Consider the following 13,307-nt stretch of genomic DNA (forward strand, 5'->3'; position numbering starts at 1 on the left):
ATCTGCGGCAACTGACCGCCGAGACACGACGAGGAGTGACCGTGACGTCCACCAGAGAGCGGCAGCGCGCGGCGGCGCGGGCCCGACTCGAGCGGGAGATGGCCGAGCGCGCGGCCAAGGCCCGCAAGCGCCGGCAGATGCAGGCGATCGTCGGGGCGGGGGCGGCCCTGCTGCTCGTGGTCGCCGGCACGGTGTGGCTCGTCGCGAGCCTCGGCGACGACGAGGACACCGACACCACCGCCACGCCCGCCGGCACCTCGCTCTGCGTCTGGAACGAGGCGCCGGCCGACCAGCGGTCGCCGCAGACCAAGGACGTCGGCCTGCCCGGTACGCAGCAGCCGAACGTCGGCACCCAGACCATGACGATCGACACCAACCTGGGGCCGATCACCGCCAAGGTCAACCTTGCCGACACGCCCTGCACGGCGGCCAGCTTCACCCACCTGGCCAGCAAGAACTTCTTCGACAACAGCAAGTGCCACCGGCTGGTGACCGAAGGGCTGAAGGTGCTGCAGTGCGGTGACCCGAGCGCCACCGGCAAGGGCTGGCGGGAGACCGACGGCACCGGCGGCCCGCAGTACCGGTTCGCCGAGGAGAACCTGCCCACCGACGAGCGTCCGCCGTACCCGGAGGGCGTCATCGCGATGGCCAAGTCCGCCGAGCCGGGCAGCACGGGCAGCCAGTTCTTCATCGTGTACGGCGACTCGCAGCTCAGCCCGGACTACACCGTTCTCGGCACGATCACGCAGGGAATGGACATCGTCAAGCAGGTCGGCGCGGCCGGGCACGACAACGCCTTCGGCCAGCAGGCCGGTGGCGGCCACCCCAAGAAGGAGGTCGTCATCAACAAGCTGACCATGAGCGAGATCCAGAGCTGACACACCCGCTCCGCCGAACGCCCGCCGGTCCGTCCGGCGGGCGTTTCGCGTACATCCCGGAAGCGGCTCCTGCCGGCGCGGCAGCGAGCAGCACCGGACCGGCCGCTGACTCACCTGGTCAGCGCCACCAGGGTGTTTCTTTCCGCGATGTGGGGTCAGGCGCCCGAGGTCACCCGGTACGCGTCGAAGACACCGTCGACCTTGCGGACGGCGGCCAGCAGGTGACCGAGGTGCTTCGGGTCGGCCATCTCGAAGCTGAACCGGCTCACCGCCACCCGGTCCCGGGTGGTGGTGACGGTGGCGGAGAGGATGTTCACCCGTTCCTCGGAGAGCACCCGGGTCACGTCGGCGAGGAGCTTGTGCCGGTCGAGGGCCTCCACCTGGATGGCGACCAGGAACGTGGAGGCCGAGGTGAGCTTCCAGCTCACCTCCACCACGCGTTCCACCTGTTCCTTGAGGTCCTCGGCGTTGGCGCAGTCGTCCCGGTGCACGCTCACGCCGCCGGAGCGTGTGACGAAACCGAAGACCGCGTCCGGCGGGACCGGCGTGCAGCAGCGGGCCAGCTTGATCCAGACGTCGCTCACGCCCCGGACCACCACACCCGGATCGTGGCTGGACGCGCGGCTGCGCGGCGGCCGGGTCGCCACCGCCGTCTCGGCGATGTCCTCGACCGCGCCCTCCTCGCCGCCGTACGTGGCCATCAGCTTCTGCACGACCGACTGCGCGGAGACCTGGCTGTCCCCCACCGCGGCGTAGAGCGAGGCCACGTCGGCCAGGTGCAGGTCCCGGGCGATGGTCATCAGCGCGTCCGAGGTGAGCATCCGCTGCAACGGCATGCCCTGCTTGCGCATCGCCTTGACGATCGCGTCCTTGCCGGCCTCGATCGCCTCCTCGCGCCGCTCCTTGTTGAAGTACTGCCGGATCTTCGTCCGCGCCCGGGGGCTCTTGACGAAGCCGAGCCAGTCCTGCGTCGGGCCGGCGGTGTCGGACTTCGAGGTGAAGATCTCGATCACGTCGCCGTTGGAGAGCGTCGACTCCAACGGCACCAGCTTGCCGTTGACCCGCGCCCCGATGCACTTGTGCCCCACCTCGGTGTGCACCGCGTACGCGAAGTCCACCGGCGTCGAGCCGGTCGGCAGCGGGATGACGTCCCCCTTCGGGGTGAAGACGTACACCTCCTGGCTGGACAGGTCGAAGCGCAGCGCGTCGAGGAACTCGCTCGGGTCGGCCGCCTCCCGCTGCCAGTCCAGCAGCTGGCGAAGCCAGGTCATCTCGTCGATGTGCGCCGGCGGGCCGACGATCTGGGTGCCCTTGTGCTCCTTGTACTTCCAGTGCGCCGCGATACCGAACTCGGCGGTGCGGTGCATGGCGTACGTGCGGATCTGCATCTCGACCGGCTTGCCGGTCGGCCCGATGACCGTCGTGTGCAACGACTGGTACATGTTGAACTTGGGCATCGCGATGTAGTCCTTGAACCGGCCCGGCACCGGCTGCCAGTTCGCGTGGATCACGCCCAGCGCGGCGTAGCAGTCCCGCACCGTGTCGACCAGGATCCGCACCCCGACCAGGTCGTAGATGTCGTTGAAGTCCCGACCCCGCACGATCATCTTCTGGTAGATCGAGTACAGGTGCTTCGGCCGGCCGGTGACCTCGGCCTTGATCTTGGCGACCTTCAGGTCGGTCTGCACCTTCTGGGTCACCTGGCGCAGCAGCGCCTCGCGCTGCGGCTGGTGCTCCCCGATCAGGCGGTTGATCTCCTCGAACCGCTTCGGGAAGAGCGTGCCGAAGGCCAGGTCCTCCAGCTCCCACTTGATGGTGTTCATACCCAGCCGGTGGGCCAGCGGGGCCAGGATCTCCAGCGTCTCCTTGGCCTTCTGCTCCTGCTTGGGGCGGGGCAGGAAGGTGAGGGTACGCATGTTGTGCAGCCGGTCGGCGAGCTTGATGACCAGCACCCGGGGGTCCTTCGCCATGGCGACCACCATCTTGCGGATGGTCTCCGCCTTCGCGGCGTCGCCCAGCTTGACCTTGTCGAGCTTCGTCACCCCGTCGACCAGGAGCGCGACCTCGCCGCCGAAGTCGGCCCGCATCTGGTCGAGGGTGTACTCGGTGTCCTCGATGGTGTCGTGCAGCAGCGCCGCCACCAGGGTGGTGGTGTCCATGCCGAGGTTCGCCAGGATGGTGGCGACCGCGAGCGGGTGGGTGATGTACGGGTCACCGGACTTGCGGTACTGCCCGGAGTGCCAGCGGGCGGCCATGTCGAAGGCACGCTGGAGGAGCCGGGCGTCGGCCTTCGGGTGGTTCTCCCGGTGGGTGGAGATCAGCGGCTCCAGCACCTCGCTGACCTGGGAGGTCTGCCAGGGCGCGTTGAACCGGGCCAGCCGGGCCCGGACCCGCCGGCCGGTGGGCGCGTTGGCCAGGGCGAACCCGCCGCCCGACGTCGGGTCGGACGGGTCGTCGGCCACCAGCGAACCGGCCATCGGGGCCGTTCCGTCGCCGCCCAGCGGCACCGGCAGCCCGGACCCGCCGGCCGGGGCACTGCCGTCGGGAAGCCGGGTCGGGCCGATCCCGGTCTGGTCGGCCGCCGAGTTGTCCGCGTCGCCTGTCGGATGCACCGTGCCCTCCACCGGAGGAACGACATCGTAGGACACCGGCCTCCTCACCCTTCGCCGGAAAGAGCCGACCGTAGCCGGTCGCCCGAGTACGCCGCCCGGCGGGTAACCCTCCGGTCAGCAAAGGGCAATGCTACCCGCCGGGGACCTGGTGTGCCGCTCCGCCGGACGGCCCGCGCCGGGCCCGTCCGACGGGCCGTCGGATCAAACAGTCAGCAGGGCATGGACCGGACGCGGCGCCAACCGTTGCCGGCCACCGAGGAAGGCCAGTTCCATCAGGACGGTGAACCCGGACACCGTGCCACCGGCCCGCTCCACCAGGTCCAGGGTGGCCCCTGCGGTGCCCCCGGTGGCGAGGACGTCGTCGACCACCAGAACGCGGTGCCCGGCGGTGAACGCGTCCTGGTGCACCTCCAGGGTCGCCTCGCCGTACTCCAGCGCGTACGAGGCCGAATGGGTGGCCCGGGGCAGCTTGCCGGCCTTGCGTACCGGCACCACCCCGACACCGGTGGCGTACGCGATGGCGGCGGCCACCACGAAGCCGCGCGCCTCGATCCCGGCCACCACGTCGAAGGAGTCCCGCCCGTGGTGGGCCACGATCCCGTCGACGACCTCACGGAAGACCGCGCCGTCGGCGAAGAGCGGCATCAGGTCCTTGAACACGATCCCGGGCTTCGGGAAGTCCGGTACGTCGAGTACCCGACCGGCCACCAGTTCGGCCACGGCGGGACCGCTGTCCCCGCGTACCCCGGTGTGGGTCTGCGTCACGTTTGCCCCCTTCAACGACACGGCGTCCTTCAATGCTGCCCGCACAGCATGAAGGACGCCGTAACGTCGCCAGTCGGCGGGTGGGGCGTCACGCCCCACCCGTCAGGTCAGCGGCGCTTGCCGCCGGGTCGGTTGCCCCCGCCACCGGCGGGACGGCCGCCCCGCGCGCCGGTGGGCCGCTTGCCGGCCGGACGGGCGCCGACCTTCGGAGCCGAGCCGGCCAGCGCCGCCGACTCCGGGTCGATCGGCTCGTCGCCGCTCTCGGTGGACTTCGGGGTCCCCTTCGGGGTGCCCTCGCCCCGGGCGATCGCACCGCGCCGGGCCAGCACCCGCTTGTTGTGCGCCTGGATCCGCGGCTCCTGGTTCTTCAGCACCACGAGCAGCGGGGTGGCCACCAGGATCGAGGTCAGGAAGGCCACCGCCATACCGACGAAGAGCACCAGGCCGAGGTCCTTCAGGGTGCCCGCCCCCAGCAGGCCGGCACCGATGAAGAGCAGACCACCGACGGGCAGCAGCGCGACCACCGAGGTGTTCAGCGACCGCATCAGGCTCTGGTTGACCGCCAGGTTGGCGGCGTCGCCGTACGTCTGGTTGTTGTTGGCGGTGATCCCCCGGACGTTCTCCTGCACCTTGTCGAAGACGACCACGACGTCGTAGAGGGCGAAGCCGAGGATGGTGAGGAAGCCGATCACCGTCGAGGGGGTCACCTCGAAGCCGATCGCCGAGTAGATACCCGCGGTGAGCACCAGGTTGAGGAAGAGCGAGCCGACCGCGGCGGCGGCCATCCGCCACTCGAAGCGCAGGACCAGGTAGACCGTCACCAGCGCGACGAAGATGAACAGACCGAGGACGGCGCGCGAGGTGACCTGGCTGCCCCAGGCCGAGCTGACCCGGTTGGCGCTGATCTGGTCGGCGTTGAGGCCGAACTCCTCGGCCAACGCGGTCTTGACCGCCTCGGCCTCCTCGGCGTCCAGCTCCGAGGTGCGCATCTCGTAGAAGTTGCCGCTCGGGCCACCGACCTCCTGCGCGGTGACCAGCTCGGCACCGCCGCCGGCGCTGGCGAGCGCCTCCTCGGTGACCGTCTCGGTCCGCTCCAGGGTACCGACGCTCGCCGGCACCTGGAACGAGTTGCCACCGCTGAACTCGATGCCGAGCTTGAAGCCGCTCACCAGGAAGCTGAGCACGGCGAGCAGGACGAGCACCCCGGCGACGCCGAACCAGAGCTTGCGCCGGCCGACGACGTCGAGACCGGCCTCGCCCCGGTACAGCCGGGTCGCAAGACCACTACGAGCCATCTCAGGCCTCCTTGACGCGCGGGTTGCGGGTGGTCGGCTGCTCGTCGCCCTTGGCCGGGAGCACCCGGCCGAGGCCACTCACCCGGGGCGACAGGAAGGCCCGGGTGCGGGCGAACATCGCCATGATCGGGTGCCGGAAGAGGAAGACCACCACCAGGTCGAGCACGGTGGCCAGGCCCAGGGCGAAGGCGAAGCCCTTCACCGCGCCGACCGAGACGATGTAGAGCACCACGGCGGACAGGATGGTGATCGCGTTCGCCGAGATGATCGTCCGGCGGGCCCGGATCCAGGCGCGCGGCACCGCGCTGCGCGGGCTGCGGCCCTCGCGGATCTCGTCCTTGAGCCGCTCGAAGTAGATGACGAAGGAGTCCGCCGCCACGCCGAGCGAGACGATCATGCCGGCGATGCCGGCGAGGGTCAGCGTGAAGCCGATCTGCCGGCCGAGGAAGACCAGCGCGCCGAAGACCAGCAGCGCGGACAGCACCAGGCTCAGGAAGATCACCGAGCCGAGCAGGCGGTAGTAGAAGAACGCGTAGACGATGACCAGCAGCATGCCGATGCCGGCTGCGAGCAGACCGGCCCGCAGGTGGCTCTCGCCCAGGGTGGCGGAGACGTTCTGCTGCTCCTGCGGCTCGAAGGTCACCGGCAGGGCGCCGTAGCGGAGCTGGCTGGCCAGGTCGCTGGCGGTGCGGTTGTTGAAGCTGCCGGTGATCTGCGAGTCACCGGTGAGCACGCCCTGGATCTCCGGCGAGGAGATCACCTGGTTGTCGAGCACCACGGCCACCCGGCACTTGCCGTCCTGACCGAGCGCGGTGGCGTCGCAGGCCTGGCCCTCGTTGTTGAAGGCCTCCCGGGTCAGCGCGGTCCACTTCCCCTGGCCGTCGCCGGAGAAGTTGAGGCTGACCACCCACTGGCCGGTCTGGTCGAGGGCCGGGTCGGCGTCCTCGACGTCGGTGCCCTGCACCTTGGCGATGTCGAGCAGGTACTTGGCGCCGGCCTCACAGGCCACCGCCTGCTGCTCCGGGTCGCTGATCGAGCCGGCCGGCCGCTTGTCGAGCTGCTCGCAGGTGATCGTCGGCACGTTGAACTGCACGGTCGCCGGGAGCACCGCGACCTCGCGCGGGGTCAGGGTGCCGAAGGGCTTGAGCCGCTCGGCGAGCGTCGGGTCGGCGGCGACGTTGGCCGGGGCCTGGAGGCCGTTGGCGGCCTGCCACGCGGCGGCGCCGACCTTCTGCTCGACGGCCTTGCGCTGCTCCTCGACGCCCTGCGGGGCCGGCTCGGCGCTGGCACCCGGCGCGGGGGCGCTGGCCGAGGCGCTCGGGGCCGGGCTGGCGCTGCCGGACGGGGCGGGCGCGCCGCCGCCCTGACCGCCGGTGCTCGGCGAGGCGGAGACCTGCGGGGCGGCGCTGCCCGACGGGGCGGGAGCGGCGCTGCCGGAGGGAGCCGGCGCGGGGCTGCCGGACGGGGCCGGGGTGGCCGGCGGCGGGGTGGCGGCGGCGCCGCTGCCGTCGGCGACCTTGAGCACCTTGCGGAACCGCAGCTCGGCCGCGCTGCCCACCTCGGTCAGGTCCCGGTTCTCACCGGGCAGCGAGATGACGATGTTCCGGTCGCCCTCGGTGACCACCTCGGCCTCGGCGACACCGAGCGCGTTGACCCGGTTGTCGATGATGGTCCGGGCCTCTTCGAGGCTCTCCGCGCTCGGCGGACGGCCGTCGACGGTGTTGGTCGCCTCCAGCGTGAGCCGGGTGCCGCCGACCAGGTCCAGCCCGAGCTTGGGCTCGAGCCGGTCCTTCCAGCCACCGCTGGCACCGCCCGCGAAGAACACCAAAAGATAGAGGACGACGAAGATGACGCCGAGCACGGCGAGCTGCCGCCCCGGTCGCATCTGTCCCTGAGGTGGTGCCACGGTTGTCCTGTCTCCCTGCTGCGGTCGCGCCGCTGGTGGTCGGCGGCGAGGGTCAGGCCGGTGTTCCGGCCACACGTGTCGAGGGTGTACGTCGGCGCCGGCCCGGACGGGCACGAAGCCGGCCCGGGGCCGTCGTCGCGTTCGTCCGGGTCGACACCGACGTCGACCTACTATCCACTTATTTCGATCCGCGCGCTGCCCCGTGGGGCCCGCGGGTCACTCCTTGACGTCGGCGTCCTCGATGACCTGGTCGGTCGACTCGCTCCGGTCGGCCTGGCTGACCACGCGGGCGATGGCCGGGCGGGCGTACCGGGTCTGGACACCCGGGGCGACCTCGAGCAGGACGGTGTCGTCGGCGACGCCGGTGACCGTGCCGTAGAGCCCGCCGATGGTGACCACCTCGTCACCGGGGCCGAGGGCGGACTGCATCGCCTCGGCTTCCTTGCGGCGCTTCTGCTGGGGGCGGATCATCATGAAGTACATGACGCCGAAGAGCAGAGCGATCATCAGGATCGGCGTCAGACCGCCGGCTCCCCCACCGCCCTCTGCTGCGTAAAGCACGGTAAAGACCTTCCCATTGGCTCCCGGCCCGACGGGGGGCGCCGGAGCGGAGGCGTGTTCTCACGTCCTGTACAGACCGCGGCGAGTCTAATCCCTGCACCTGAGAACGCCGAACGCCGCACGGATCACGTTCACATCACGGCTGATCGGGCTCGACGGAGAAGAGATCGGGCACCGGAGGGGCGCTGCCACCAAATGTACCATTCGGTGGAGTTCGCCCCAGATGGTGCCAGGCCGCCTCCGTCGCCACCCGACCCCGGGGCGTCCGGGCCAGCAGACCGGCCCGGACCAGGAACGGCTCACAGACCTCCTCGACCGTGTCCGGCTGCTCGCCGACCGCCACCGCCAGGGTGGAGAGCCCGACCGGTCCGCCCCGGAACGAGTCGACCAGCGCGGTCAGGACCGCCCGGTCCAGCCGGTCCAGACCCAGCGCGTCCACGTCGTACACGGTCAGGGCGGCCCGGGCGGTCTCCACGGTGACCACGCCGTCGGCCCGGACCTCGGCGAAGTCGCGCACCCGGCGCAGCAGCCGGTTGGCGATCCGGGGCGTGCCCCGGGAACGCCCGGCGATCTCGGCCGCGCCGTCGGCGGTGATCGGCACCCCGAGGATGCGCGCCGAGCGGTGCAGCAGGGTCTCCAGGTCCGCCGGGGAGTAGAAGTCGAGGTGGGCGACGAAGCCGAAGCGGTCCCGCATCGGCCCGGTGAGCAGGCCGGACCGGGTGGTCGCGCCGACCAGGGTGAACGGCTCCACGTCCAGCGGGATGGCGGTCGCACCGGGCCCCTTGCCGACCACCACGTCGACCCGGAAGTCCTCCATGGCGCTGTAGAGCAGTTCCTCGGCCGGCCGGGCGATCCGGTGGATCTCGTCGATGAAGAGGACGTCGCCCTCGGCGAGGCTGGTCAGGATCGCCGCCAGGTCCCCGGACCGCTCGATGGCCGGGCCGCTGGTCACCCGGATGCCCGAGCCCAGCTCGGCGGCGACGATGTTGGCCAGGCTGGTCTTGCCCAGGCCGGGCGGCCCGGAGAGCAGGATGTGGTCGGGTGGGGAGCCGCGTCGCATCGCGCCCTTGAGCAGCAGGTCGAGCTGGTCACGGACGCGGTCCTGGGCGATGAACTCGTCGAGCCGCTTCGGCCGGACGCTCACCTCCAGGTCCCGTTCCGCGTCCTGGACGTACGCCGAGACGAGACCACCGTCGGTCATGGCGTGCCCTCCCCGGGGCCGTCCGCGCGCACGTCGGTCACCTGGTCCGGCCGAGCAGTCGGATCGCCTGCTTGAGCAGGACCGGCACGGGCGGGGTCGGACCGTCCACGGTCTCCGCCACGGCGGCCACCGCCTGGTCGGCCTGACCGGCCGTCCAGCCCAGCCCGACCAGCGCCTGGCGGACCTGCTCGGGCCAGTTGCCGCTGGTCACCCCGGCCGCGCCGTCGGGCCCGACGGCGACCGGACCGATCCGGTCCCGCAGCTCCAGGACCAGGCGCTCGGCGCCCTTCTTGCCGATGCCCGGCACCCGGGTCAGCGCGGCGGTGTCGCCGTTGGCGATGGCCCTGCGCACCGCGTCCGGGGTGTGCACGGCGAGCACCGCCTGGGCCAGCCGGGGACCGACCCCGCTGGCGGTCTGGAGCAGCTCGAACAGCGCCTTGGCGTCGTCGTCGGCGAAGCCGTAGAGGGTCAGCGAGTCCTCCCGGACCACCAGACTGGTGGCGAGCCGGGCCTCCTGGCCGACCCGTAGGTCGGCGAGGGTGCCGGGGGCGCACTGCACGGCCAGGCCGACCCCGCCGACCTCCACCACCGCGTGGTCCGGGCCGGTCGCGGTCACCGTGCCGCGCACGCTGGCGATCATCGTGCTCCTCCTCGTCGTACCCGGTCGGCGGCGGCGGCCAGCTTCGAGCGGGTGCCGCCGCGCCAGATGTGGCAGATGGCCAGGGCGAGCGCGTCGGCGGCGTCGGCCGGCTTCGGCGGCTCGGCCAGGCGCAGCAGCCGGGTCACCATGGCGGTCATCTGCGCCTTGTCCGCCTGACCGGAGCCGGTGATCGCCGCCTTCACCTCGCTCGGGGTGTACGTCTGCACGGGCAGGCCGGCACGCGCGCCGGCGAGCACCGCGATGCCGCTGGCCTGGGCGGTGCCCATCACGGTGCGGACGTTGTGCTGGCTGAACACCCGCTCCACGGCGACGCTCTCCGGCCGGTGCTCGGCGACCAGCTCGGTCAGCGCCCGGTCGAGCAGCAGCAGCCGGCGCGGCAGCTCGTCGTCCGGGTCGGTGCGCACGACGTGGTACGCCACCAGCGTGCAGGGCCGCCCCGGCACCCCCTCGACCACGCCGACCCCGCACCGGGTCAGCCCCGGGTCGACGCCCAGCACCCGCACGCCGCCTCCTCCCCGACGCACCGGCAGTACGTGTGTTCGACACCCTACTGCTCGGCTCCGACACCCGCCGCCGGGGACACGCCGGCCACCTCCCGGGCCACATAGTCGGACATCGGAGTATGTGCGGGGCAACCATGTGCCATCGGCCACGCAACTCGTAACTTCTGCGCCATGACGGCTGAACCCGTGGTCTCCCCCCACGTAGTCCAGGTCGACCTCACCGGTCGTACCGCCCTGGTTACCGGTGGTGGCAGTGGTATCGGCCGGGCCTGTGCCGTCCGGCTCGCCGCCGCCGGGGCGACGGTCACCGTGGTGGACCGCAACGTCGAGGCGGCCAAGGCGGTCGCCGCCGAGACGGGCGGCCGGGCCGAGGGCGTCGACCTGGCCGACCCGGAGGCGGTCGCCCGGCTCGACGCCGAGGTCGACATCGTGGTCAACAACGCCGGCCTCCAGTACGTCGCGCCGGTGGCCGAGTTCCCGGTGGAACGCTTCTCCCACCTGCACCGGGTGATGGTGGAGGCGCCGTTCGTCATCGTGCGGCGGGCCCTGCCGCACATGTACGCCCGGGGCTGGGGGCGCATCGTCAACATCTCCTCGGTGCACGGGCTGCGCGCCTCGCCGTACAAGTCGGCGTACGTCTCGGCCAAGCACGCCCTGGAGGGGTTGTCCAAGGTCGTCGCGCTGGAGGGAGCGGCGCACGGAGTCACCGCCAACTGCGTCAACCCGGCGTACGTGCGTACTCCGCTGGTGGAGAACCAGATCGCCGAGCAGGCGGCCCAGCACGGCATCGGGGAGGACGAGGTGATCGACAAGATCATGCTGGCGCGGGCGGCGATCAAGCGGCTGATCGAGCCGGAGGAGGTCGCCGAACTGGTCGCCTACCTCTGCTCCCCACCGGCCGCGTTCATCACCGGATCCTCGATCGCCCTCGACGGGGGCTGGACGGCGAACTAGGGGTGACCAGCACAATGGCGCTCATGTCGTCGCCGATCGAGTTCCTGGAACTGCTCGCCCGGGAGGCCGCAGCCGTCGAGTTCGAGGGACCGCTGGTCGCCGCGCGCTCGGCCGGCCTGCCCGCCGACCGGATCGCCGAGCTGGAGCAGGCGAAGGTGGTGGCGCTGCGGGTCCGCGCGCTGCTGGAGCGCCGCCGCCGCCGGGAGACCGAACTCTCCGGGCTCTACGACACCGCCAGTGACCTGGCCGGGCTACGCGACTCCGACGACGTGCTGCGGGCCATCGTGCACCGGGCCCGGACCCTGCTCGGCGCGGACGTCGCCTACATGACGCTCAACGACGACGACCGGGGCGACACGTACATGCGGGTCACCGACGGGTCGGTCTCCGCCCGGTTCCAGCGGCTGCGGCTGCCGATCGGCGCCGGGCTCGGCGGGCTGGTGGCCCAGTCCGGCACCCCCTACGTCACCGCCAACTACTCGGAGGACGAGCGCTTCCACCACACCGGCGAGATCGACGCCGGGGTCCGCGAGGAGGGCCTGGTGGCGATCCTCGGCGTGCCGCTGCGCCTCGGGTCGACCTCGATCGGGGTGCTCTACGCGGCGAACCGTTCCGCCCGGCCGTTCGCCCGGGAGGAGGTGGCCCTGCTGGTCTCGCTCGCCGCGCACGCCGCGGTGGCCATCGACACCGCCCGCCTGCTCGCCGAGACCCGGGCGGCGCTGGCCGAGCTGTCGGCGGCGAACACCACCATCCGGGCGCACAGCGCCTCGGTGGAGCGGGCGGCGGCGGCGCACGACCGGATGACCGCGCTGGTGCTGCGCGGCGGCGGGGTGGAGGACGTCGCGGCGGCGGTCACCGACGTGCTCGACGGCGCGCTGCTGGCGATGGACGCCGAGGGTCGCCTGCTGACCCGGGTCGGTGAGATCGACGAACCGGACCGCGCGGACATGGTGGAGGCGGTGGCCGCGTCGCGCACCGAGGGACGCAGTGTGCGGCGGGGCCGACTCTGGTACGCGGCGGTGGTCGCCGGGGCGGAGAACCTCGGCGCGTTGGTGCTGCGCCCCGAGGACGAGCTGGTCGACGCCGACCAGCGCATCCTCGAACGGGCCGCCCTGGTCACCGCGCTGCTGCTGCTGTTCAGCCGGACCGTCGCCGAGGCGGAGGGCCGGGTCCGGGGCGAACTGCTCGACGACCTGATCGCCCGGCCGCTGGCCGACGCCGAGGCGCTGCGCAGTCGGGGCCGGCGACTCGGCGTCGACCTGGACGCCGCGCACGTGCTGGTGGCGGTCGGCGACGACGTGATCGCGTCCACCGGGTCGGCGCGGCAGCGGGTGGTCTCCTGGGCCACCACGTACGCCTCGACCCGGGGCGGGCTGGCCGCCGCGCGCGACGGCCGGGTGGTGCTGATGCTGCCCGGCCAGGACGCCGGCGCCGCCGCGCGGGCGGTGGCCCGGGACCTGTCCCGGGTGACCGGCCGGCCGGTGACCGCCGGGGCCAGCGGTCCGGCACGCGGGCCGGCGTCGCTGGCGGTGACGTTCCGGGAGGCGGACCGCTGCCTGACCGCCCTGGGCGCGCTGGGCCGGACCGGTCAGGGGGCGAGCACCGCGGAGCTGGGTTTCGTCGGGCTGCTCCTCGGCGCGGTCGGTGACCAGGGCGACCGGGACGTGGCCCGGTTCCTCACCGACACCGTCGGCCCGGTGGTCGACTACGACGCGCGGCGGGGAACGGCGCTGGTGAAGACGCTGGAGGCGTACTTCGGGGTCGGCGGCAGTCTGGCCCGGGCGGCGGAGCAGCTGCACGTGCACGTCAACACGGTCACCCAACGGCTGGAGCGGGTCGGGCAACTGCTCGGCGCGGAGTGGCAGAAGCCGGACCGGGCGCTGGAGGTGCAACTCGCGCTCCGCCTGCACCGGCTGCGCGACCCGGACCGCTGAGGCCGGCCACCTCCGTCGGCGTCGTGACGGCCGGCTC

The 13,307-nt window shown here is 72.2% G+C and carries 10 protein-coding genes and 1 pseudogene; 3 read left to right on the forward strand and 8 right to left on the reverse strand.

All coding sequences use genetic code 11. From position 1 onward, the window contains the following. Positions 1-41: 41 nt before the first annotated feature. Positions 42-878: a peptidylprolyl isomerase gene (locus QSK20_RS30495; protein WP_285792074.1), complete on the forward strand. Its 837-nt coding sequence runs from the start codon at positions 42-44 to the stop codon at positions 876-878. A 155-nt stretch (positions 879-1,033) separates the two neighbouring features. Here the strand turns inward: QSK20_RS30495 and QSK20_RS30500 are convergent. From QSK20_RS30500 to ruvC, 8 genes and pseudogenes are all read right to left on the reverse strand, one after another. Beyond that, positions 1,034-3,316 (reverse strand): annotated as a pseudogene (locus QSK20_RS30500) (RelA/SpoT family protein); the annotation flags it as partial. A 375-nt stretch (positions 3,317-3,691) separates the two neighbouring features. After that, positions 3,692-4,255: an adenine phosphoribosyltransferase gene (locus tag QSK20_RS30505; protein ID WP_088984995.1), complete on the reverse strand. Its 564-nt coding sequence runs from the start codon at positions 4,253-4,255 to the stop codon at positions 3,692-3,694. Positions 4,256-4,362: 107 nt separating this feature from the next. After that, the gene (secF, locus tag QSK20_RS30510; RefSeq protein WP_285792076.1) at positions 4,363-5,550 is read right to left on the reverse strand and encodes a protein translocase subunit SecF; all 1,188 of its coding nucleotides are present in this window, start codon (positions 5,548-5,550) and stop codon (positions 4,363-4,365) included. A 1-nt stretch (position 5,551) separates the two neighbouring features. Further along, positions 5,552-7,456, reverse strand: a complete 1,905-nt coding sequence (secD, locus tag QSK20_RS30515; protein WP_285792077.1) for a protein translocase subunit SecD — start codon at positions 7,454-7,456, stop codon at positions 5,552-5,554. A gap of 216 nt (positions 7,457-7,672) precedes the next feature. Further along, positions 7,673-8,017: a preprotein translocase subunit YajC gene (gene yajC / locus QSK20_RS30520; protein ID WP_285792078.1), complete on the reverse strand. Its 345-nt coding sequence runs from the start codon at positions 8,015-8,017 to the stop codon at positions 7,673-7,675. Between the two features lie 136 nt (positions 8,018-8,153). Then, positions 8,154-9,218 carry a Holliday junction branch migration DNA helicase RuvB gene (gene ruvB / locus QSK20_RS30525; protein WP_285792079.1) on the reverse strand — a complete coding sequence of 355 codons (1,065 nt, stop codon included), beginning with the start codon at positions 9,216-9,218 and terminating at the stop codon, positions 8,154-8,156. A 37-nt stretch (positions 9,219-9,255) separates the two neighbouring features. Beyond that, complete coding sequence (ruvA, locus tag QSK20_RS30530; protein ID WP_285792080.1) at positions 9,256-9,858, reverse strand: Holliday junction branch migration protein RuvA; 603 nt, start codon at positions 9,856-9,858, stop codon at positions 9,256-9,258. Further along, on the reverse strand, positions 9,855-10,382 hold the full coding sequence (gene ruvC, locus QSK20_RS30535; protein WP_091644911.1) for a crossover junction endodeoxyribonuclease RuvC: 528 nt from the start codon (positions 10,380-10,382) through the stop codon (positions 9,855-9,857). Before ruvC ends, ruvA begins: the two co-directional genes overlap by 4 nt. 171 nt (positions 10,383-10,553) lie before the next feature. Here ruvC and QSK20_RS30540 point away from each other — a divergent pair, with 171 nt between their 5' ends. After that, the gene (locus tag QSK20_RS30540) at positions 10,554-11,336 is read left to right on the forward strand and encodes a 3-hydroxybutyrate dehydrogenase (RefSeq protein WP_285792081.1); all 783 of its coding nucleotides are present in this window, start codon (positions 10,554-10,556) and stop codon (positions 11,334-11,336) included. A 14-nt stretch (positions 11,337-11,350) separates the two neighbouring features. Beyond that, positions 11,351-13,270: a helix-turn-helix domain-containing protein gene (locus QSK20_RS30545; RefSeq protein WP_285792099.1), complete on the forward strand. Its 1,920-nt coding sequence runs from the start codon at positions 11,351-11,353 to the stop codon at positions 13,268-13,270. Positions 13,271-13,307 lie beyond the last annotated feature (37 nt).

It is taken from the genome of Micromonospora sp. NBRC 101691 (assembly GCF_030269285.1).
Lineage (GTDB): Bacteria > Actinomycetota > Actinomycetes > Mycobacteriales > Micromonosporaceae > Micromonospora > Micromonospora echinospora.

Coding starts and splice junctions, on each gene's coding strand:
- QSK20_RS30545 (WP_285792099.1), top strand. CDS start 11,351: ATGGCGCTCATGTCGTCGCCGATCGAGTTCCTGGAACTGCTCGCCCGG.
- QSK20_RS30540 (WP_285792081.1), top strand. CDS start 10,554: ATGACGGCTGAACCCGTGGTCTCCCCCCACGTAGTCCAGGTCGACCTC.
- ruvA (WP_285792080.1), bottom strand. CDS start 9,858: ATGATCGCCAGCGTGCGCGGCACGGTGACCGCGACCGGCCCGGACCAC.
- secF (WP_285792076.1), bottom strand. CDS start 5,550: ATGGCTCGTAGTGGTCTTGCGACCCGGCTGTACCGGGGCGAGGCCGGT.
- ruvB (WP_285792079.1), bottom strand. CDS start 9,218: ATGACCGACGGTGGTCTCGTCTCGGCGTACGTCCAGGACGCGGAACGG.